Source organism: Amycolatopsis sp. PSD-21, assembly GCF_055561455.1.
This window is the reverse complement of the sequence record NZ_CM145712.1, coordinates 8124773-8146650: the sequence shown is the minus strand read 5'-3', so window position 1 is coordinate 8146650 and position 21878 is coordinate 8124773. Positions and strand designations below refer to the sequence as shown.

The following is a 21878-nucleotide window of genomic DNA, read 5'->3' as shown; positions in this document are numbered from 1 at the left end:
GATGCGGTGAAGGGCCCTTTCGTGGCGTGAGACGCGGGGAAGTCCCCTTCGGCTCAGGCGGCGTCGCGCAGCCGGCCCCGGTCCACCTTCCCGGAAGGCGTTTCGGGAAGGGCGTCGACGAACCGGATGTCGCGCGGGTACTTGTACGGCGCCAGCCGTTCCCGCACGTACCGCTGCAATTCGGCCGCTTCGACAGGGTCGGATACGACCACGTACGCGCGGCTTCGGGTGAGCCCGCCGTCCTCGTAGCCGACGACGGCGCACGCTTCGACCGCCGGATGCGTCGCGAGACAGTTCTCGATCTCGACCGGGGCCACCCACACCCCGCCGACCTTGAGCAGGTCGTCGGCCCGTCCCCGGTAGTGGAAGTACCCGTCCTCGTCGCGGGTGAACAGGTCACCCGACCGGACGGTGTGCTCGGCGGGGAAGGTGGCCGCCGACTTCTCCGGCGACCGGTAATAGCCGAGCGCCACCGGCTCGCCGGACACCTCCAGCACGCCGACCTCGCCGTCGGGCAGGGCCTTCCCGCCGTCGTCGACGACCCGCGCCCGGTAGCCGGGCACGACCTTGCCGAGAGTGCCGACCCGGGATTCGCCCGGCCGGTTGGTGATGTAGCCGTGATAGGCCTCCGAAGAGCCGATGCCGTCGATGACCTCGACCCCGAAGGTGTCCAGCCACCGCCGGTGCAGATCGGGCGGCAGATGCTCGCCCGCCGAGGTGACGAACCGCAGGCTGCTCAGATCCTTGCCGCCGGCGCCGGGATGCTCGAGCATCGCCTTCATCATGGTGGGCACGTTGACCAGGATCGTCGGGCGGTACCGCTCGACGAGGTCGAAGATCGTGTCCGCGGTGGACCGTTCCGGGAACAGGATCCCGGTCCCGCCGACCCCGAGCGGGAAGAGCGCCACGAGATCCCTCGCGTAACCGAAGAACAGCTTCGGCACCGGCAGCACGACGTCGTCCTCGCGGATGCCGAGCGCCATGCGCGCGTACCACTGGAAGCTCAGCCACGGGCTGCGGGCGGTGAGCCGGCAGGCCTTCGGTTTCCCCGTGCTCCCACTGGTGAGTTTCCAGATCGCCTCGTCGTCGCCGTCGACGTGCACGGCGTCCAGCACCGGGGGCAGCTTCGCCACGAGCGTCTCGAAATGGTGTTCCCCCGGCGCGAGTTCGCCCGGCTCCGCGCCGACGACGACGATCTCCCGCGCCCCGGCCTCCCGCAGCTTCGGTGCCGTGCCGACGTCGGCGACCACCACCTTCGGCTTCAGGTAGTCCAGGTAGTAGCGGTAATCGCCGGTGCCGAGGAAGTTGTACACCTCGACGGTGACGGCGCCGATCCGCTGCGCCGCGAACCAGGTCGCCACGTACTCCACCCCGTCGCGCAAGGCGATCAGGACCCGGTCGCCCCGGCCCGCCCCGAGCGCGCGCAGGGCGTTGCCCGCCCGGTTCACCTGTGCCCGGAGTTCGTCGTAGCTCGTCGGGCCGTCCTGGGTGAGCAGAGCCGTCCGCCGCCCGTCCTGCCCGTCGAGGAAGCGTTCGGCGACGTTGAAGCTCTGGTCGGAGCCGGTCAGGGACATCGTTTCTCTACTCCCTCGGTCGGATCAGCGGGTACCCATCGATGCGAATAGAACTCGAAGTCGATCGCCTGCCCGTCGAGCGCTGCGTGTACCTCGGCGACGGCCGCCCTCGCCGCCGCCCGCACCGAGGGGACGGCGCAGCCGATGGCGAGTTCGTGCAGGGTCAGGTACGTGTCGATCAGCGCATGCCGGTGTTCGGCGCTGAGTTCACCGGTCGCGTTCGTCATGGAATCTCGCCGCCTTCGCCTCGAATCGGGGGAGCTCGCCCGGTGCGGCGAGCCGGACTTCCGGTTGCAGTCCGATCAGTCGTTTGACCGCGTCGCGGACTCCGGCGGCGAGGGCCGCCTGGTCGGCGCCGGGGCGGGGCTCGATCCGCAGCACCATCTTGTCGAGGCCGCCGTCCGTGCGGAGCACCGTCTGGAACTCCGCCACCGCGTCGAAACCGCGCACGACGTCCTCGACGAGGACCGGGGTCACCGAGATCCCGCGGATCTTGCGCATGTCGTCGCTGCGGCCGAGGATCCCGCCGTCGTAGAAGTCCCAGGTGCGACCGCACGGGCAGTCGTGCCAAGGGCGTTTCACCACGACGTCGTCCGTCCAGTAGCGGAAGACCTGGATCCCTTCCCGGCCGAGACCGGTCATCACGCGCACGCCGCGTTCCCCGTAACCGGCGGGGCGGCCGGTCCCGGGATCGAGCACCTCTTCGACGACACCGGGTTCGATGATGTGGCAGGCGCCGGGCCGGGACGGGCATTCGAACATGAAGACCGTGCCGAGTTCGGTCATCCCGGCGAAATCGAACACCCGCGCGCCGAACCCCTCGGTCAGCGTGCGGGTCGTGGCCGCGGAGCGCGGTTCCGCGCCGGTCACGATGATCCGGAGCTTGCTATCGGTCGCCAGATCGATGCCCAGCTCGGCGGCGGTTTCCAGCAGCCGCATCGCGTAGGTGGGGGTGGAGCCGAGCACCTCGATCCCCTGGTCGACGATCAACCGGACGCGGGTGACGGAATCCATCGAGCCGGTGGGCACGATGGTGCAGCCCATCCTGGACAGCGCGTCCTGCATTCCCCAGAACCCCATGAACAGGCCGTATCCGAAGGCCACACAGCCTTTCTGGCCGGGGCGGACGCCCGCGGCGTGCAAGGCGGCGCACCACATGTCGACGCCCCACGCCCAGTCCCGCGCGGTGTCGAAGGTGCGCAGTGGTGTGTGGCCGCTGGTGCCGCTGGTCTGATGGAACCGGACGCCCGCCACGGGATCGGTGGACGGCAGGATGCCGAACGGCGGGTCGACGGCTTCCGCCGCGACGAGATCCTTCTTGTACAGCAGGGGAACCCGCTCTTGGAAGTCGGCGAGCGATTCGAGGCCGTCCGGGATCCGCGTCGCCCAGAACTTCGAGTTGGTCCTGGCGTGTGCCAAGGCCTTCCGCAGCTTCACCCACTGCCACGCGGCCAGCCGGTCCCGCGACATGGTCTCGGTGGCGGGTTGCCAGAACGTGGTCTCCGGGGTGCTCATTCCGTCTCCTCCGTGTTCAGGACGACCAGGTCGGCGCGGGCGGAAGCGACCGTCGTGTCGGCCTCGTCGACCGTCGTCAGCCCGTCGTCGGCGATCACCACGACGCCGGCGGTGTTGCGGATCAGGTCGGAGACCTGGACGACCCGCCCGGCGGACAGCGGATCCGCCTCCGCGGCCGAGAGCAGCAGACCGTCCACTCCGGACTCCTTGAGCGAAGCGGCCAGCGCGATCGCCGCCTCCAGCCCGTCCCCGGTGTAGGTCTCCTCGTCCAGGCCGAACGCGGCCACGACCGGGAGCGTGGCACTCGCTTCGCGAAGCTCGGCGGCGGGCGGCACGGTCGCGGTGAGCCGGTCCCCGAGGTCGAGCACCAGCAGCCGGTAGCCCAGTTCGGCCGCGGTCGCGGACAGCCCGGCGTCCGCGGCGGCGAGCCGGACCGCCGCCGGGACGGGACCCACCGGTGCGGGCGGGATCCCCGCTGTCCCGTCGACGAGGATCAGCCCCGCGCCGGGTTCACCGGTGGTCGTCACGATCCGGTTCGCGAGTTCGAGCGGCCCCAGGCTCAGCGGCGTGAACGCGGGCGACGGCGACGGCCGCACTCGTTCCCCGGTCGCCCGCGTGTGGAACCACTCGTTGAACTCGGCCGCGAACGGCGGGTCCAGCCGGGCGATGTCGTCGTGGGAGATCCGCCACGACCTGGCGAGCAGCTGATAGGCGAACTGGACCGGCTCGAAGCCGAGATAGCGGTGCGCGTGGTCGAAATGGCGTTCCGAGCGGAGGGACGCCTTCTGGAACTGCTCGACCCTGGGCCGCCGGGTCTTCTCGTACATCGCGAGCGCTTCGGAGATCCGGCCGGGCTGCTCCTTGAGCTCACCGGCGAGCGCGATGGCGTCTTCCAGCGCCAGCCGGGTGCCGGAGCCGATGGACCAGTGCGCGGTGTGCGCCGCGTCCCCGATCAGCACGACGTCGTCGGTGTGCCAGTTCTCGCATTCGAGGAGCCGGAACCGTGACCATTCCGAGTCACGCGGCAGGATCGGCTTGCCGTCGAGGTGCTCCGCGAACACGGTCTCGCAGAACCGGAGGGATTCCGCCAAGTCCATTTCGGACAGTCCGGACCGCTGCCAGATGTCGTCCGAGACGTAGAGGATCAGCGAGCACCAGCCCTGGCCCGAGGGATAGAAGTAGCCCTGGAAGAGGCCCCATTCCGTCTCGGCGAAGGCGTAGGTGAAATAGGGCAGCGGAAGTTCGACACCGAACCAGCCGAAATGGAACTTCGACGGGGTGAACGCGGGCCGGAAGGTTTCGGCGAGTTCGGACCGGATCACGGAGCCGACGCCGTCCGCGCCGACCACGAGATCGGCCTCGCCGTGCTCGGCGATGGACCGGGTCCGGTGTCCGAAGTGGAGCTTCACGCCGAGACGGCGGGCGTCGCGGCGCAGCACGGTCTGCACCTGATTGCGGGGGATGCCGTGGAAACGGTTGCCTTCCACCCGGCGGACCGTGCCGCGGTACCGGATCTCGACGGGGGTCCAGGTGGTCCCGGCCGAGACGATCTCCTCGTGGATGTCCGGCGCGATCGCGCCGAGTTCGGCCAGCGCGCCGTCGGGGAACACCAGCCCCCAGCCCGCCGAGGCGTCCTCGGCGTTGCGTTCGAAGACGTTCACCTCGTCGGCGATCCCTTGCCGCTTCAGCAGAGTGGAGAGGAAGAGACCGCCAGGCCCCGCCCCGATGATGTCGACTCGCATCACGCCCTCGATTCGGTGCTCGTCCGGACGGTCGCCGCCTTCCAGCGCGTGACCGCGTCGCGTACTCGGTCGAGCGGCGCGCCGCCCGTGGCGCCGAGCACGCGGTAGAGCTCGCTTCCGATGACCACTCCGGCCGCGTGCCGCGCCACCGCGCGGACGCCGGCCTCGTCACGAAGACCGAATCCGGCGAGGAAAGGCAGGCCCGCGCCACCGGCCGCCGCCTCGGTCAGCCGTCCCGCCTCGGCCGGGGTGAGCGGATCGCCGGTCCGGGCGGCGAGGGAACGGTAGGTCAGCACGTCGGCTTCGGCCTCCAGCCGGGCGGCCCGGGCGGGTTCCGTCGACGAGGTGATCAGGGGAATCGCGCTGAGCCCCCGGTCGAGGACCCGGCCGATGGACGGCGCGTTCGACGGATCGGTCAGCACCAGTCCGTCCAGGCCCGCGGCGGCCGCCTCGGCCAGCAGCGGGGAGACGCCGAGATCGGCGGTCGTGGCCGGGTACACCAGTTGCAGCAGCGGGGTTTCCGGCAGCGCCGCGCGCAGCTTCCCGACCATCTCCCACGAGCGGACGGCCGGGAGGTCGCCCGCCCGCTCGAAGGAGCGCGCCACTTCGGCTCCGCGTGGCCGGGTGCCTTCGGTGGGGATGCCGAGTTCCAGGACGTCGGCGCCCGCTTCGACCACCGCACTGGCGAGTGCCTCGAACGGGACGATCGGATCACCGACGGTCAGGTAGACCACCAGGAGCGCCTCGTCCCGTGACCGGCTTTCGCGGAACCGCTCGCCTACGTGGGGCATCGGACGGTTCCCGCTCGCAGCCGCCTCGCCAGCCCGGCGGGGTCGGGGCTCTGCGCCAGCGCCGTGCCCACCAGTACGGCGTCCGCTCCGGCGGCCACGGCCCGGACGACGTCTTCGGGGGTGTGGAACGCGCTCTCGGAGATGACCCGGACCTCCGGCGGGATGGCCGAAAGCAGTGATTCGGTCCGGCTCACCGTGCCGGTGTCGAGTTCCAGCGCGACGATGTCCCGGTTGTTCACGGCGATGGTCTTCGCGCCGAGTTCCAGCGCCCGCGCCACGTGCTCGGGCTCATGCGCCCCGACGACCACTTCCAGGCCGAGGCGTTCCGATCGGGCGATCATGCGCTCCAGCAGCCCGGGCTCGACGACGGTGTTGACCGAAAGCTGCACCGCGTCGAAACCGGCGTCCGCCGATTCGTCCACCTGCTCGATGGCGTTGAAGAACTCCTTGCGCATCAACGGAAGCGGGCAAAGGGCGCGAATACGCGCGGCCAGTTCGATCCCGCCGCCGAAGTGCACCGGGTCCGTCGGCGTCGACACCGCCTCGACCCCGCCCGCGACCAGTTCGGCGAGGTAGCCCTCCAATTCCTCAGGGCGTAGCAGCAGCCCGTCGCGTGGCGAGACGAACTTGACGTCGGCCATCAACGCGGCCCGGCCGTCCAGGCGCGCGTTGTCGAGAACCTCCTGCAAACTCCGACCGTCCACCTGGTCCCTCCTGATCACGAGCAACTCGGAAATCGTCGCATCGGCCGCGGTACTGGATCTTCTCGTTGATTGCCGGATTCACCGCGGGCCGGCGATGGCGCTGGAAAGCTTCGCCCAGGCGCGCAGTAGGGATTCCGCCGCGCCGGAGTCGATCGCGTGCTCCGCGTCGGCGAGCCGACGCCGGATATCGGTGGCCAGCGACTCGCCGAAACCGTGATGGGCGGCCAAGGCCGCGGCCGCGTTGAGCAGCACGGCGTCCCGGACGGGACCTCGCTTGCCGCCCAAGGTCTCCAGCGCGATCGCCGCGTTCTCCGCGGGACCGCCGCCACGCAACGCGCCGGACGCGGAAAGCGGGATCCCCACCGAAGAGGGATCGAACTCGTGCCGTCGCACCGTTCCCCCGGAGGCGACCCAGACCTGACTCGTGGTCGCCGTGGTGAACTCGTCGAGCCCGTCGTCGCCGCGGACGACCAGGGCGCGTGTCCCGCGCCGGGCGAAGGCCTCGGCGAGTGTCTTCGTCTGCCCGGCGAAGGCGCAGCCGACGAGGGCGGCGTCCGGTCGAGCCGGATTCGACAGCGGGCCCAGCAGGTTGAACGTGGTCGGAACGGCGAGTTCGCGGCGTGCCGGGCCGATGTGCCGGAGGCCCGGATAGAACGACGGCCCGAAGCAGAATCCGATGCCGAGCTCGGCGAGGCACCGTTCCACCCCGTCCGGCGGCAGATCGACCGCGACGCCCAGCGCCTCCAGCACGTCCGCCGAACCGGAGGACGACGACGCGCTCCGGTTGCCGACCTTCGCCACGTCCGCGCCGGTCGCGGCGACGACGATCGCCGCCATGGTGGAGATGTTCACCGAACCGGAACCGTCACCGCCGGTACCGACGATGTCCACCGCCGGACGGCTCAGGCGCACCGGGGGCGCGTGGGACACGGTCCGTTCCGCCAGCGCCGCGACCTCGGCCGCCGTTTCGCCCTTCGCGCGCAGGGCGACCGCGAAACCGGCGAGGCGGACGGGGGTGACGTCGCCGGCCATCACCGCGTCGATCACCCACGCGGCGTCCGAAGTGGACAGATCGGTCCCGTCGAGCAGCCGCTTGGTGAGCTCCGTGAAGTCCCGTCCGGCCGTCGTCATTGCGCCACCCTGGCCTCGATGAGGGAAGAACGGGACGAGCCGGTGACACGAGAGATCTCGAAACCCGCGCCGCCGAGCAGTTCCCGCCAGTGGCTCTCGGTCCGTTCCCGGCCGCCGAGCAGCACGAGCATGTGCAGATCGAGCAGCTTCGCCGGATGGGGTTCGGCGCCGTCGGGGACGACCTGCTCCAGGATCAGCAGCCGCGAGCCGGGTGTCATGGCCTCCGCGACCCGCCGCAGGATCCGGGTCGCGTCGGCGTCGTCCCAGTCGTGCAGGATCTGCGCGAGCACGTACACGTCCCCGCCGGGCGGGACGCGCTCGAAGAAGTCGCCGCCGATCGCCTGGCGGCGGCCGGACGTCGTCGTCGGCCCGACGACGTGCGGCTGGTCGAAGACGGTGCCACGCAGACGCGGATGGCGGGCGAGCAGCCCGTCGACGAGCGTGCCGTTGCCGCCTCCGACGTCGATCACGCTTCCGACGCCGCTCCAGTCCCATTCGTGGAGCGGCAGCATCCGCAAGGTGACCAGGCCCGCCTGTGCCCGGTCGAAGGCCGCCGCCTCGGCCGGGCGCTCGCCGTGCCAGTCGAACATCGGCTTGCCGAACACCTTGTCGAAACCGGCCTCGCCGGTGCGCAGGCTGTGTTCCGCCGCGGACCAGGCCTGGTACGCCTCGTTGTCCATCAGCGTCGCCAGATGTCTCAGCGAGCCGGGGGTTTCCTCACGCAGCAGCGAACCGAGCCCGGTGACGGCGAAGGTGCCTCTCGGCTCCTCGGTGAAGAGACCTTCGGCGACGAGCACCCGGAGGAACCGGGTCAGCGCGTCGCGATCGACCCCGGCCTTGGCCGCGATGACCTCGACCGGGAGCGCGTCGTCGCCGAGGTGCTCGACGACGTCCGCCCGGGTCACCGCGAAGATCGCCTGCGAAACGATGTAACCCATGATCTTCCGCCGCAGCAGGCTGTTCGCTTCGTCGTTGTCAAGCAATGCGGACACCTCCGTCCTGTTCGCCGGTGCCGGGATGGAGTACGGGGAACAGCGGCTGATCGGCCGCGATCCGGAGGTAGTCCGCCCCGCTGGTGCCCCCGGTGCCCGGCACCTGGCCGATGATCTTCAGCGTGATGCCCCAGTGGGTTCTCTTCATGCCGCGCCAGGCGTCGTCGAGGTTTCGCATCGCCGCCGCCAGTGCGGTCGCGGCGGGTCCGTCGGGCATGGCTGTGAAGACCTCTTGCAGGGAAACGCCTTCCAGGGAGAGCGGTGGTGCCTGCGGATTCGGCGGGATCGGCGCCCCGCGTAGTTCGATCTCGCGGTAGGCTCTGGACTGGATCGCGCTGCGGCCACTCGTGTTCGCGCGGATCTCGGCGAAGCTTTCCCGCGGCATGGTCGTCAGCACGCGATAGAGCAGCGTGGTCGCGGCGACCTTGTCCGCCGCTTCGGTGACCTCGCCGATCGCGGCCGCCGGTTCCCCACCATCCACAAAGGACACCGCGCGCTCGAGACCGCGCGCGATCCTGCGATAGAGCAGCTCGAAGACCTGCACACTGCGGATGAACATGACCTCGTCGTGCCTGTTCGTGGTCGGCAGCATGGCGATCCGCACCGCGTGCCGCACCGGCTCCGCGACCCGGGTGAGCACCGCGTCCGCCGCCGCGAGTTCCCGGTCGCCCCACGCGGTACCGCTCGATGGGATGGAGCGGAGCAGATCCTCCGCGAGCGGAGCGATCTCCCCCGCCCTGACGAGCGCGCGGAACGTGGCCTGGGTCCGCGCCCGCTGCTTGGCCGCGTTCGGGTTCGCCCGCAGCCCGGTCGCTTCGAACCGCAGGAGATCGGCCAGCAGCGCGACGATCAAGCCGTCGAGCCCGGCGTCGATCCGGTCCGGCCCGTCCGCGCCGGCGAGTTCCTCCAGGAGCGGGATCGCGGCGTAGGAGTCGTAGTTCCCGTCCTCGTGGTCGAAGGTGCCGGGCAGCCAGTTCGCCAGGATCCGGTCGTGGACCGTGCGCGGCGGGGGGAGCGATCCGGCGAGGACACGGAGTCTCTCGATCAGGTCCGGATCGGCCTGGTTGCGGCCGACCGCCTGGAAATGCCCGAGCACGGCCTCGAAGGGGAATCCCGAGGTTCCCTCCGCCACCGGCCCGGAGGTCCGCGCGGACCAACGGTCGAGGAGTTCGACGGCGAGCCGGGGTGAGCGTCTCCAGGAGCCCGCGCCGACGGCCCGGAGGCTGAGCCTGCCGACCCCGGTCGTCGTGGGCGGAGCGGCTACCGAGCCGGCCGGGGTGTCCTTCTGCGGTGTCATAAGTGCTTTCCCTCATCAGGTCCGGAATCGACGGCAGGGTTTCACCGCGCGTCAAGTGATGTTCCGCACCTCCCACAGCGCGGGGAACAAGGGCGTGAACACGCCACGGCGCAGATAGACCGCGCCGGACGAACCACCGGTTCCGGTCTTGTCGCCGATGATGCGCCGGGCCATCGTCGAATGCCGGTAGCGCCATTCGGTGAAGATCTGGTCGAGGTCGACCATGCGCTCGCACAGCTGCGCCACCACGCCGTCCTCGCGGTACGCCTTCGCGATCGAAGGCGCCGCCGTCTCCGGGGATTCGCCGGGCAGTACCGGAAACCCCTGCGCGGTGAGGTAGCCGGCGAACGAGTCGAACAGGGGCGGCCTGGTCATCGCGGTGATCAGCCGCTCCCGGTCGGACGTGCCCTCCGGGAACTTGTCGAACACGCCGGGGTCACGCCTGCCGAGGACGACCTCGATCTCGCGGAACTGCGCGGAGTAGAACCCGCTGCCGCCGAGGTCGTCCCGGAACCGGACGAACTGCCCCGGTGTGAGCGTGTCGAGCACGTCGATCTGCCGGAGCGTCACCCGCACGATCGCGATGAGCCGCCCGATGGTCCGCAGCGCCGCTCCCGGCTCGCCTTGCCCGAACGCCCGCGCGAGCTCGGCGAACTCGTGCAGCAGCTGCTTGAACCAGAGCTCGTGCACCTGGTGCACGATGACGAAGAGCAACTCGTCGTGTTCGCCGGTGTTGGGCTGTTGAAGCTCCAGCAGTTCGTCGAGGGCGAGATAACCGCGGTAGGCGGTGTGGGCTGCTTCGTCGGCAGCGGTCATGCCGCGCGCCTCCCTGATTTCTCTTCGGTGGCAACGGGTATGGGCGCGGGTACCGGGGCGGGGACCCGGCGGGACTGCCTCAGCACGCGCAGCATCATGGCGGGCTTCATCAGGCTCGTCGCGGGCTCGACCAGCCCGGCGACCCGCATGAAGGTGCCGGTGACCCGGCCGTCCCTGGTCGCGGCGCGCTGCACGCGGCCCATGTAGGCGTTGGCGATCCGGACCTGCGCCGGACGTTTCCCTTCGACACCGGGGAAACTCAGGTCACCCGACGCGGAGATCTGCCACGGGACGTCGATCTCCGCGGAGATGTCCTTGAAGAAGGCCAGTGCTTCCGGGGCCTTCCCTTCGCGCAGGTGGTTCCGCAGGGTCAGCGCCGTGAGCGCGGCGACGGTCATGCCCTGTCCGTAGACCGGGTTGAAACTGCACACGGCGTCGCCGACGACGAGCAGACCGTCCGGGAACCCGGTCAGCCGTTCGTAGTGACGGCGGACGCTCGCCGGGTACCGGAAGGCGACCGCGTCGCCGAGCGGTTCGGCGTCCTTCATGACGTCGTACACGTCGGGGACTTCGAGCGACTTCGCGAACGCCATGAAGCCGGCTTCGTCGGTGGGCGCGCTGTCGCCGAGCACGCCGGTGAGGGAGACCATGAACTTGCCGCCCTCGATCCGCGAGAGGAACGCGCCCCGCGGATGCGACGGAGTGGACACCGGGTTGATCGACAGATCGTCGCCGAGCGGTCCGCCGTCCGGCAGCCGGTACACCCGTGTCGTGTAGGTCAGGTCGATCCTGACCCGGTCCTCTTCCGGTGCGGCGTAACCGAGTTCGGTCAGCCACGCCGGGGTCCGCGACCCGCGCCCGGTCGCGTCGACCACCAGATCGGCCACCAGCCGCTGATCGGTTCCCGAGGCACCGTCCCGGATCTCGACGCCCTCGACCCGCGAGCGGTCCTCGGACAGGATCGGCCCGAGCACCGTGTGGCCATCCAGCAGCCGGACGTTGCCGATCGCCTCGACGCGGTCGCGGACGAGACCTTCCAGCACCGGGCGCGCGGCCGACACGCAGACCAAACCGGTGTGCGCGGGGGAAAGCCGCCTGCCGTTGAAGTACCAGCGAAGTTCCCCGAGGTCGCCGGTGGGGACACCGGCCTCGACAGCGGCTTCGGTGAACCCGTCGAACAGTTCGTCGAGGATCTGCTGCCCTCTCGCGAGCAGCCCGTGCACGTGCCTGCCCTGCGGCACCCCACGGCGTGCCGTCCGCACACCGTGCAGCTCGTCCCGGTCGACGATGACGACGTCCGCGTAGGACTCCGACAGGACCCGGGCGGCCAGCAGACCGGCCATACTGCCACCGAGAACGACCGCGCGCTCTCCTACTTGCTTGCCCACCAGGGCCTCCCTGTGTTCGTCCTGCATTCGGTCGGTCGCCGGGACGGCCGCTCAGTCGTCCGTGCCGAAGAACTCGATCACCGACGGGGCCACGGAGGCGGCGACCAGGTTGTGGTCGGCCTCGGGCAGGGTCACCGCACGCGCCCCGGGGATCCTCGAAACCACCTCGGCGAGGGAATCCTGTTGCCACTGCGGGCTTTTCTCGCCCGTGACGCCCAGCGTCGGCACGGTGATCCGCGAGAGCCGGTCGGGCACGTGGCAGTCGCCGATGATCTCGCCGTCGTAAGGCAGGGTGTGCGCCAGACCGACCAGATGCGGCCACGCCTCGGACTGCTCGATGCGGCCGACCGAGTCCGGTTTGAACCCGACCGCGTTGATCATGAAATGCTTGACGGCGTCGCCGGGCCGGTCGTCGCGGATGTGCTCCGCGAGGTCGGACCGGTACTTCTGGTCGAGGCGCTCACGCGAGCCCTCCAGGATGTACGGCGGCTCGTAGGCGACGAGCTTCGTGATCCCGTCCCCGCGCAACGCGACGTCGAAGGCCAGCACCGCCGCGGTGCAGTGGGCGAAGACGTGGGCCCGGCCGCCGGCCTCGGCGATGACCGCCTCGAGGTCTTCCTGTTCGCGCTCGACCGCGTAGGGGGCGGTGTCGCCACTTTCCCCGCGGCCGCGGCGGCTGACGTTGAACACCTCGAAATTCGGGGCCAGCAGCTCCGCCAGTTCCGCGGTGGCCCAGTGGTCGCAGAGCGCTCCGCCGAGCAGGACCACGGGATGACCGGCGCCGATCCGCTGGACCGTGATCGCGGTGCCGTCGCGCGAAAATACCTTGTCCATGGCTCCCCAAAGGGTCGAGGTCTCCCGGACGCCGTCGCACCGCGACCGCGCCACCGGATTTTTCATCCCGGTGATGGAAATCGTCACATGTTCGCCGGCGCGGAGACTTCTTCCCGACTGCTTGGTGGTTCCCGGTCCGGGCACGCAGCCGAGAAGACGTGCCCGGCCGTGCCGGAGGGTTAGCGTGCTCGCCGGGGGAGCACTGTCGTTTTCGATGATCGGAGTCGTTATGAAGCCCTTCCGCCTCGCAGTGCCGGAGGCCGACCTGGCGGATCTGCGTCGCCGGATCGGGCAGACCCGCTGGCCCGACGAACTTCCCGGCGTCGGCTGGGATCGCGGTGTCCCGCTCGGCTATCTGCGCGAGCTGGCGGAGTACTGGGCGGAGGAGTTCGACTGGCGCGCGGTGGAAGCGAGGATCAACGAGTTCCCGCAGTTCATCACCGAGATCGACGGCGAGGACGTGCACTTCCTGCACGTCCGGTCACCCGAACCGGACGCGACCCCGCTCGTGCTGACGCACGGCTGGCCCGGTTCGTTCGCCGAGTTCCTCGACGTCATCGGGCCGCTGGCCGACCCGCGCGCGCACGGACTGGATCCCTCGATCGCCTACCACGTGGTCGTTCCGTCCATCCCCGGCTACGGGTTCTCCACGCTGCGCGAGCCCGGCTGGGACGTGCCGAGGATCGCGGGCGCCTGGCGGGAACTCATGGCACGCCTCGGATACGACCGCTACGTCGCGCAAGGCGGTGACGCCGGTTCGCCGATTTCCTTGGTACTGGGAATGATCGACCCCGAACACGTGCTCGGCGTGCACGTGAACATGTTGATGACCTTCCCGTCGGGCGACCCCGCGGAACTCGAAGGCATCTCCGAAGCCGACGGCGCGCGACTGGCCGGGCTCGGCCGGTTCGACACCGAACTCTCGGGCTACATGAAGGTGCAGGCGACCCGGCCGCAGACGATCGCCTACGCCCTCACCGACTCGCCCGTCGGCCAGCTGGCCTGGATCGTGGAGAAGTTCCGTGAGTGGACCGATTCGGCGGAGCTCCCCGAGGACGCTGTCGCCAGGGACCACATCCTGACGGGTGTGACGCTGTACTGGCTGACGGCCACCGCCGGCTCGTCCGCCCAGTTCTACTACGAGGGCGCGGACGCCGTCCGCCAGGCCGCGAGCGGCGCGGTGCCGCCCCCGGTACCGGTGCCGGTCGGGGTCGCGGTGTTCCCCCGCGACATCTTCGTGCCGGTGCGCCGCCTCGCGGAACGCGACATCCCCAGCATCACGCACTGGACCGAGCACGACCGGGGCGGGCACTTCGCGGCGCTGGAGCAACCGGATCTGCTCGTGGCCGATCTGCGGGAGTTCACGCGGAAGCTCGTGGCCGGGGCCGGACGGGACGCGCGGGCCGCTTGAACCGGAAGGCCGAAGGGCGCTTTCCCCGCGACTTATGCGGGGGAAGCGCCCTTCGTCTCGTATGCGGCCCCGGCGGGCGGATCGTCCACAGGGGACACAAAGCGGCGATCGAGTGCCGGGTTCATGCCCGTATGAACCGTTGCGCGTGGGATCGTGAGTGGCGTTTCGGGTTCTGGCGGACTCGCGTTCACCTACCTGCCGGGTCCGTCGCGTCGTCTGACACCGGACGTGCACGGCACTGCCTTGATCAGTCCGGCGCAGGTTGCGAAAGCCACTTTCGCAACCTTCAACGTTGCGAAAGTGGCTTTCACGACACGAGCATCCCGACCCAGTGGCCCCAGCGGTCCCGGTGGCATCGAGCGTCGCGAAAGCCACTTTCGGGACACCAGACGTCCCGAAAGTGGCTTTCGCGACACAGCGCAGCGGGTCACCTGAATACCCAGGAAAGTGGCTTTCGCGACACAGCGCAGCGAGTCATCTGAATACCCAGGAAAGTGGCTTTCGCGACACAGCGCAGCGGGTCATCTGAATACCCAGGGCTGCCGGGCCGGCACGATCCCGCACCACCCACGCGCAGGTCAGCGGTGGGTATGTGAATGCCGGTCCGCTCCAACCGTCCTCACCACTCACGACCCCACGACCCCACGCGGAAGCCGCGCAAAGCACCCGAAACAGTGAGAAATCGCGTCCCTTATGGACAGTCGGGGTCGCGATCGACTCCCCCGGGTCAGTCCAGGCCGCGCCGCGAAGGCCCGGAAAACCCGCTCGACACGAGACTTGACCGCACCCTGTTCGACCTGCCCCCGGGCTACCCGGATCGTCAGGGCGGGACACGCTCACCGACCCGGCGCAGCGGGAAGCCGCCCGCGGAGAACGACCCAAGTGACCCACGACCGAGCTCAGGCGTCTTCCGCGCCCATCATCAGCGCGGCGAGGTCCTCCGGCGCGAGGAACGACGGCGGCGGCGGAGTGCCCCAGCTGAAGAAGCTCAGCGCGCCCTCGAACACCTCCGGCTTCCACAGCTCGTCGTCGAGGATGCAGTCCGTGTCGCTGTAGTACTCGCTGAAGTTGCCGGCGGGATCCTTGAGGTACCAGAAGAAGTTGGACCCGACGTGATGCCGCCCGAGGCCCCAGACGTGCCGTTCCGGATGGTCCTCCAGCATCGACGTCGCGCCGCGGCCGACCTCGTCGACGTCGTCGACCTGCCAGCCGGTGTGGTGCAGGTAGGTCACCGGGGAACGCAGGAGCAGCAGATTGTGGTGCTCCGTCGTGCACCTCAGGAACGCGCCCGCGTTCCGGATCAGGTCGCTGACCTTGAAGCCGATGCCTTCGACGAAGAACTTCTGGGAGATCGCGAAATCGGTCGAACCGAGGACCACGTGCCCGAGCCGCTTCGGCCGCACCCGGTCGTCGCGCAGCACGCCGGGCGCTCGCGTTCCCGGTCGTTCGATCCGCCCGTTGGCGTTGTACGGCGTCGGGGCGCCGGCGGTCTGCCGGATCCGCGGCTCGATCTTCAGCGTCACCTCGGTCCCGGTGGCCGGGTCGGTGCCGACCAGCCCGCCTGGCACTCGGCGGTGGGCGGCGCCGATCCGCTCCAGGTTCGCCTCGGCCCGGCCGAGGTCGTCCTCGTCGTCGACGGAGACGGTCATCCCCGCCAGTCGCCGGAACCTGGACGGCACCAGCCGCAGCTGACGTCCACCGTCCACAGTGGAGTACCAGCCGTCCTCTTCCCTGGCAAGGCCGAAGTCGTCGTAGTAGGTGGAGGTCTCCGCGAGATTGGGCACCCCGATGGTGACCGATCCCAGCCTGTGCAATGTCACGCGGCAGCTCCCTTTCGCCTCCGGCACGGACGGTTCCCACTGGTCAGAATACCGGAGTGAATACGCGTTCCGGGTGCTCGTGAAAGGTGTGACAATCCAGGATAAGCGCCCTCTCGTGGCAAACACGGAGTAGGACGAGCTGTCTCCGGCGAGCTAATATCGGATGAAAACACGGGAATGTTCGCCGAGAGTGAGGATGCAGCAGTGACCGCCTCCGAAGTCGTCTCCCGAGAGGAATGGACAGCAGCTCGCGCCGCGTTCCTCGCCAAGGAAAAAGAATTGACCAAGGCGCGTGACGAGATCAACGCGCAGCGTCGCGCGCTGCCCCGGATCCTGGTCGAGAAGGACTACACGTTCCAGGATCCGGAACGGGGCGAGCTCTCGTTCTCCGACCTCTTCGAGGGCAGGCGGCAGCTCATCGTCTACCACTTCATGATGCTGGGGCCCAGTGAGGAGTTCTGCACGAGCTGCTCCTTCTGGATCGACAACATCGGGCACCTCGCGCATCTGCACGCCCGCGACACCACGCTGATCATCGACTGCCCGGCTCCGCTGGAGAAGATCCAGCCGTTCAAGGAACGCATGGGCTGGACGGTGCCCTGGGTCTCGTCGCTCGGCTCGGATTTCTATCAGGACTTCCACGTTTCGCTCGGCAGCGGCGTCCAGCCGCCCGGGATCAGCGCCTTCGTCCGTGAAGGCGAAACGATCCAGTACGCGTATTCGACCCACGGCCGCGGCAGCGACCTGCTGAACACCACCTACAACTACCTCGACCTGACACCGCTCGGCCGTCAGGAAGAGGGACTCGGCTTCACCCAGGAATGGGTCCGCCACCACGACCGTTACGAGAACGCCGACCGGTGCGGGGTGTGCGAACACGCCGCGAGCTGAAAGACCGAAAGGGCCGTACCCGGATGGCTGCCGGGTACGGCCCTTTCGTCGTGGTCGATCAGTACGGCGAGCCGACGCTGGCGATCTCGAACTTCGCCAGGTCACCGCCCTTGATCTCGGTGAACTGCTCCGGCGGGTTGGCGACCGCGCGCCAGGAGTTCAGCACCTCGTCGGATTCCCAGCGCTCGAACAGGTTCACGCGCTCGGGGTCCACCGCGTCCGCCGTGATGGCGAAGTCCAGGCATCCTTCGAACTTCCGGGCCCGTGAGATGACGTCCTCGTGCAGCTTGACGTACTTGTCCCGATCGGCGGCGTCGATCTGGAAGTATCCAGCGACGATGATCATTTTCTGTCCTTTCGTAGAACTTTTCAATCCTTGGCCGAAACGGTCTCGGCTTCGGAGTCTTCCCGGGTGGCGGTGTCTTTCGCGTCCGGTGCGACATCCTGCCCACCGCCGGCGCTCTGGTGCGAAAGCGGCGGAATCTGGCGGAACGACTTGATGCACAGGGTAGCCAAAAGAACGAACAGCACCGCGCCGACGAGCGCGACGATGTTCAGCCCACTGGTGAACGCGCTCCTCGCCGATTCGAGCAGTTGCGAACCCGCGGGTTCACCGAGTCCCGGCGCGACGGCGAGGGCGTTGGTGACGCTTTCCTTCGCCGCGTCCGCACCCGGGGGCACGACGACCTGGCTGGTGTACACCGCGGTCCCGACGGTGCCGAACAGCGCGATACCCGCCGCCACACCGAATTGCCCGCCCATCTCCATGGACGCCGACGCCGCGCCGATCTTCTCCGGTGGCGTGTTGCCCATCATGAGCTCGTAGCCGAGCGCGGTGCCCGGGCCGATGCCCGCCATCGCCAGCGCGAACCCGATCACCGTGAGCGTCAGGCCGTCGACGGACGAAACCTGCGTGAGCAGGCCGTAGCCGATGGCCGCGACCAGCAGGCCGACGCTCATCACGTACGCGGGCCGGACCTGTCGCCCGATCCCGCCGCCGAGCATGATGGCGACCACCATGGCGAAGCCGGTGGGCACCAGCCAGAGACCGGCGGCCAGCGGGGAAAGCCCGACCACGGTCTGCAGGTAGAGGCTCACCATCAGCAGTCCGCCACCCTGGATGGCGCCACCGCCGATGCTCAGGATGAACGACGAGCGGAACACCCGGTGGGAGAACAGCCCGAGGTCGATCATCGGGTCGTCCAGCCTCTTCTGCCGGACGATGAACAACGCCCCGAAGACCAGGCCGACGACCATCGACCCGACCAGCAGCGGCTTCCAGCCCTCACGGGCGACCTCGGTGATGCCGTAGATGAGCGGCAGGATCGTGAGCAGCGAGAGCAGAACGCTGCCGAGGTCGATCTTCCGCCCGCCGGGTGCCTTGAACTCCGGCAGCACCGAACCGCCGGCGACGAGCACCAGCAGGACCACCGGCACGGCGAGGAGGAACACCGAACCCCACCAGAAGCCCGACAGCATCAGACCGCCGACGATGGGACCCAGCACCGAACCGCCCATGAAACAGGCCATCCAGATCCCGATGGCGGCGGATCGCTGCTTCGGGTGCTGGAAGATGTTGCTCAGCAACGCCAGAGACGAGGGTGCGAAGGTGGCGCCCGCGATGCCGAGCAGCGCCCTGGACACGATCAGCATCTCACTGCTGGTCGAGAACGCCGCCAGGAGTGACGCGATCCCGAACGCCGCGGCGCCGATCATCAGGATCTTGCGCCTGCCGATCCGGTCACCCAGCGCGCCCATGGTGGGCAGGAAGCCCGCCAGCAGGAAACCGTAGATGTCCAGGATCCACAGCTGTTCGGTGCTGCTCGGCGCGAGATCCGCCGTGATGTGCGGGGTCGCGAGCACCAAGACGCTCAAGTCCACCGACATCAGCAGGGTCGGCAGTGCGAGCAGGAACAGCCCGAACCATTCCTTCCGCCCTGCCAGGACGGGCGCATTGCCCGTCGTTGTTGTTGCGTCCATCAACCTTCCTTTCTCTGGGGCACGGCCCGGCGACGATCAGTTGATCACCGCTGGAGAAAATCGCCGCTCGTCCTTCTCAGCTCGTCGAAGGAGGAGAGATCCGGAGCGGTCCAGCCGTCCAGGTCGTATTCGGCCAAGCACTCGCGGACGAAGTCCTTGTACCCGTCGACCTGCCCCGAGACGACCTGAGACATCATGAGTTCGATCCGGGTGTTCTCATGGTTTCCCGAGTAGTTGCGCTCGTACAGTTCGTGCCTGCCACCGAATTCCGAGCCGATGGCGTCCCAGAGCAGCTTCATCACCTTGACCCTGGCCACCGAATCGGTTCCGTTCGAACCGCGGACGTACCGGTCGAGATAACCGCGGATCTCCGGATTGCGGAAATCGTCGGCACTGGAATTGAGATAGATCAGGCCGCTGGCGACGTCCTGCATCACGATCTCCTTGATGCGGGAATAGCCCAGCTGCATGAACCAGCGGTACGCCATCCCGTACTGGGGGTTCGGCAGGACCGCGCCGTTCTTCCAGGGCACCGGGTTGCGGGCCGCCGCGTCGGACAAGCCCTGGAACAAGGTCCGCCACGCCAGCACCTCGCCGAGTCTGGTCTGCACGCCGCGGAAGTCCTTGGAGCCGGTCAGTTCCAGCGCTTCGAAGAGCAAGCCCGCCAGGAACTCCAGCTTCACCGCGAGCCGGGTACAGCCCTGGAACATCGCGCGTTCGTTGAACCCGGAATGGCCGGTGAACATCTGCATCTTGCCGATGTTCCCGTAGACGAAGACGTTCTCCCACGGTACGAGCACCTTGTCGAAGACGAGGATGCTGTCGTTCTCGTCCATTCGCGCGGACAAGGGATAGTCGAAGGGACTGCCCATCACCGCCGCGGTCGCGGCGTAGGAGGTGCGGCAGATCAGCTTCACACCGGGCGCGTCCATCGGCACCGTCGCGACGAGCGCGAACCGCTTGTCCTTGACCGGCATGCCCTGGTTCGCGATGAAGTTGTAGTGGGTCATCGCCGAAGCGGTGGCGACGACCTTCGCGCCACTGATCACGACACCCGCGTCGGTCTCTTTCTCCACGTGGACGACCACGTCGCCGATCTCGTCCGGCGGCTTGCTGCGATCGATCGGCGGGTGCACGAAGGCGTGGTTCCAGAACAGCACCTTCTCCTGGGTTTCCCGGTACCAGCGATCGGCGTTCCCGGTGAACGGCGCGTAGAAGTCGGCGTTGGCCCCGAGGGTGCCGAGGAACGACGCCTTGTAGTCCGGTGTCCTGGTCATCCAGCCGTAGCTGATCCGGGCCCAGCCCGCGATCGCGGCCTGGTCCGCGACCAGGTCCTCGGCACTGCGCGGAGTGCGGAAGAACCGGTGGGTGAACCCGTCGCTCCCGGTGTCGGTCGGCGCGGTCAGCGTCGCCTGGCGTTCCGGATCGTGCAGCGCGTCGTAGAGCCGCGCCGTCATCCTCGCCGGGTTGGCGAAGGCCGGATGCCGGGTGACGTCCTTGACCCGGTCGCCGTAGAGGAAGACCTCACGGCCGTCCCGCAGCGATTCGAGGTACTCGTCCCCGGTCAACGGGCGGGTCTTCCGGGGGGCGGGTCCGGTGCTCATCGCGCCTCTTCCACCGAGAGCGGGGTGTCGGCATCGGTGACCACAGTGGACAGAATCGCGCGGAACTCCTCGACCAGGCCGGCGACGGTGTCCTCCCGGAACTCCTGCCGGTCGTACTTCACGATGCCGAAGATCCCGTGCTCCGCGTCGACGTCGAGCGTCCAGAGCATCCCGTTGGGGATGTCGGAGGAGATCGCCTGGCCGAGAACGCGGTGCCGTACCTCGGCGTACTTCGCGGTGGCGCCGAGCTCGCCGTCGGCGCCGAACGGGTGCTGGAACACCTGCAACGCGCTGACGGCGACCCCCGGGGTGGCGAAGGTGCTCGGCAGCTCGGGGGCCTCGCCGACGAGATGGGCGAAGGGAATGTCGTTCACCTGCGCCTCGATGCACGTGGCCCGGGTGCGCTGGAGGACGTCGCGCAGGGTCACGCAGCCTTCGAGATCGGTCCGCAGCGGCAAGAAGTTGAAGAACGGGCCGACGGTCTCCTCGAAGCGTTCGTCGAGCCTGCCGGAGGTGATGGTCGGCACGACGATGTCCGTCGCCGAAGTCCGGCGCGCGACCAGGACGTTGTAGGCGGTCTGCAACACCATGAACGCCGACGCGCGGGAACTCCTGGCGAGGCGCACGGTGGCGTCGGTCAACCCGGGATCCAGCACGAATCGGAAGGTCGAAGTCACCTTGTCCGGGCCGGGAACGACGGCGGCGTCCGCGGGCAGGCCGAGCAGACGCGCGTCACGCAGCTTGTCCCGCCAGTACGCGCGGGCCCGCTCGTGTGCCGGCGAACTGCTCGCTTCCCGTTGCGCGACACCGAACTCCCGGTACTGGCGCACCTCGGGAAGCCGGGCCTCGCGTCCTTCGGCCCGCGCGCCGTAGTACTCGGCGATGTCCCGCATCAGCAGCCGCATCGACCAGCCGTCGGTGCCGATGTGATGCCCGACGAGAACGAAGAGGGATTCCTCGTCGGACAGCCTGCCCAGCACCGCCCGCAGCAACGGCGGATGGACGGCGGAGATCGTCCCCGCTTCCACGACGCCGAGGAACTCTTCGACGCGGTGTTCCGACCCGGTTTCGGGGACGTCGACCACCTCAAGCCCGGGGGGCGAGGGCGGGCGGACCTCCTGATACCGGTCGGTGGAGGGCCGGTTGATCACGGTGCGCAGCGCCTCGTGCCGGGTCACCACGTCGCCGAGCGCCGCACGAAGCAGGTCGATGTCGACCGAGCCGAGCAGCCGCCAGCCGCGGACGTTGTGATACCGCGGGCCGAACGGTCCTTCGTCGGCATCGACGTTGTCGTCGAAACCGCAGAGGAACTCCTGCGTGTGGGAGAGCGGGTAGCGGCGCGATGCCGCTTCGTCCACTTCGGACATTTCGTGAACCTCCTCGAGGTG

The 21878-nt window shown here is 68.9% G+C and carries 19 protein-coding genes; 2 read left to right on the top strand and 17 right to left on the bottom strand.

Annotated features, from left to right (window positions below):
• Nucleotides 1-53: 53 nt before the first annotated feature.
• From ACZ1DY_RS38295 to ACZ1DY_RS38240, 12 genes are read right to left on the bottom strand one after another with little or no spacing between them, the layout of a single operon-like run.
• Nucleotides 54-1574, bottom strand: coding sequence for a benzoate-CoA ligase family protein (locus ACZ1DY_RS38295; protein ID WP_257484191.1), 1521 nt, complete (start codon nt 1572-1574; stop codon nt 54-56).
• Nucleotides 1565-1801, bottom strand: a complete 237-nt coding sequence (locus tag ACZ1DY_RS38290) for a DUF6052 family protein (RefSeq protein ID WP_257484192.1) — start codon at nt 1799-1801, stop codon at nt 1565-1567. Before ACZ1DY_RS38290 ends, ACZ1DY_RS38295 begins: the two co-directional genes overlap by 10 nt.
• Nucleotides 1782-3089, bottom strand: coding sequence for a phenylacetate--CoA ligase family protein (locus tag ACZ1DY_RS38285; protein WP_257484193.1), 1308 nt, complete (start codon nt 3087-3089; stop codon nt 1782-1784). Before ACZ1DY_RS38285 ends, ACZ1DY_RS38290 begins: the two co-directional genes overlap by 20 nt.
• Nucleotides 3086-4831, bottom strand: coding sequence for an FAD-dependent monooxygenase (locus ACZ1DY_RS38280; RefSeq protein ID WP_465482557.1), 1746 nt, complete (start codon nt 4829-4831; stop codon nt 3086-3088). The genes ACZ1DY_RS38285 and ACZ1DY_RS38280 overlap by 4 nt, the downstream gene beginning before the upstream one ends.
• Nucleotides 4831-5622: a tryptophan synthase subunit alpha gene (locus ACZ1DY_RS38275; RefSeq protein WP_465482556.1), complete on the bottom strand. Its 792-nt coding sequence runs from the start codon at nt 5620-5622 to the stop codon at nt 4831-4833. Before ACZ1DY_RS38275 ends, ACZ1DY_RS38280 begins: the two co-directional genes overlap by 1 nt.
• Nucleotides 5610-6344: an indole-3-glycerol-phosphate synthase gene (locus ACZ1DY_RS38270; protein WP_465485766.1), complete on the bottom strand. Its 735-nt coding sequence runs from the start codon at nt 6342-6344 to the stop codon at nt 5610-5612. Before ACZ1DY_RS38270 ends, ACZ1DY_RS38275 begins: the two co-directional genes overlap by 13 nt.
• A gap of 60 nt (nt 6345-6404) precedes the next feature.
• On the bottom strand, nt 6405-7457 hold the full coding sequence (gene trpD, locus ACZ1DY_RS38265) for an anthranilate phosphoribosyltransferase (RefSeq protein WP_465482555.1): 1053 nt from the start codon (nt 7455-7457) through the stop codon (nt 6405-6407).
• Nucleotides 7454-8449: a methyltransferase gene (locus ACZ1DY_RS38260; RefSeq protein WP_465482554.1), complete on the bottom strand. Its 996-nt coding sequence runs from the start codon at nt 8447-8449 to the stop codon at nt 7454-7456. Before ACZ1DY_RS38260 ends, trpD begins: the two co-directional genes overlap by 4 nt.
• Nucleotides 8433-9746 (bottom strand): tryptophan 2,3-dioxygenase, encoded by a 1314-nt coding sequence (locus ACZ1DY_RS38255; protein WP_465482553.1) that lies wholly within the window; start codon nt 9744-9746, stop codon nt 8433-8435. Before ACZ1DY_RS38255 ends, ACZ1DY_RS38260 begins: the two co-directional genes overlap by 17 nt.
• Before the next feature lie 51 nt (nt 9747-9797).
• Complete coding sequence (locus ACZ1DY_RS38250; protein ID WP_257484200.1) at nt 9798-10562, bottom strand: tryptophan 2,3-dioxygenase; 765 nt, start codon at nt 10560-10562, stop codon at nt 9798-9800.
• The gene (locus ACZ1DY_RS38245; protein WP_257484201.1) at nt 10559-11950 is read right to left on the bottom strand and encodes an FAD-dependent oxidoreductase; all 1392 of its coding nucleotides are present in this window, start codon (nt 11948-11950) and stop codon (nt 10559-10561) included. Before ACZ1DY_RS38245 ends, ACZ1DY_RS38250 begins: the two co-directional genes overlap by 4 nt.
• 51 nt (nt 11951-12001) lie before the next feature.
• On the bottom strand, nt 12002-12784 hold the full coding sequence (locus tag ACZ1DY_RS38240) for an alpha/beta fold hydrolase (protein WP_257484202.1): 783 nt from the start codon (nt 12782-12784) through the stop codon (nt 12002-12004).
• Between the two features lie 229 nt (nt 12785-13013).
• Between ACZ1DY_RS38240 and ACZ1DY_RS38235 the strand changes: the two genes are divergently transcribed.
• Nucleotides 13014-14195: an epoxide hydrolase family protein gene (locus ACZ1DY_RS38235; protein ID WP_257484203.1), complete on the top strand. Its 1182-nt coding sequence runs from the start codon at nt 13014-13016 to the stop codon at nt 14193-14195.
• Nucleotides 14196-15094: 899 nt separating this feature from the next.
• Here the strand turns inward: ACZ1DY_RS38235 and ACZ1DY_RS38230 are convergent.
• The gene (locus ACZ1DY_RS38230) at nt 15095-16015 is read right to left on the bottom strand and encodes a VOC family protein (RefSeq protein WP_257484204.1); all 921 of its coding nucleotides are present in this window, start codon (nt 16013-16015) and stop codon (nt 15095-15097) included.
• A 204-nt stretch (nt 16016-16219) separates the two neighbouring features.
• Between ACZ1DY_RS38230 and ACZ1DY_RS38225 the strand changes: the two genes are divergently transcribed.
• Entirely contained in the window at nt 16220-16906 is a 687-nt protein-coding gene (locus ACZ1DY_RS38225; RefSeq protein WP_192743613.1) for a DUF899 domain-containing protein, read from the top strand.
• Between the two features lie 58 nt (nt 16907-16964).
• Here ACZ1DY_RS38225 and ACZ1DY_RS38220 read toward each other — a convergent pair whose 3' ends face one another.
• From ACZ1DY_RS38220 to ACZ1DY_RS38205, 4 genes are read right to left on the bottom strand one after another with little or no spacing between them, the layout of a single operon-like run.
• Complete coding sequence (locus ACZ1DY_RS38220) at nt 16965-17252, bottom strand: putative quinol monooxygenase (protein ID WP_192743612.1); 288 nt, start codon at nt 17250-17252, stop codon at nt 16965-16967.
• A 23-nt stretch (nt 17253-17275) separates the two neighbouring features.
• Nucleotides 17276-18886: an MFS transporter gene (locus ACZ1DY_RS38215; protein WP_192743611.1), complete on the bottom strand. Its 1611-nt coding sequence runs from the start codon at nt 18884-18886 to the stop codon at nt 17276-17278.
• Between the two features lie 44 nt (nt 18887-18930).
• Nucleotides 18931-20490, bottom strand: coding sequence for a 4-hydroxyphenylacetate 3-hydroxylase family protein (locus ACZ1DY_RS38210; protein WP_465482552.1), 1560 nt, complete (start codon nt 20488-20490; stop codon nt 18931-18933).
• A complete protein-coding gene (locus ACZ1DY_RS38205; protein ID WP_465482551.1) occupies nt 20487-21857 on the bottom strand; it encodes a condensation domain-containing protein in 1371 nt (456 codons plus the stop codon). Before ACZ1DY_RS38205 ends, ACZ1DY_RS38210 begins: the two co-directional genes overlap by 4 nt.
• Nucleotides 21858-21878 lie beyond the last annotated feature (21 nt).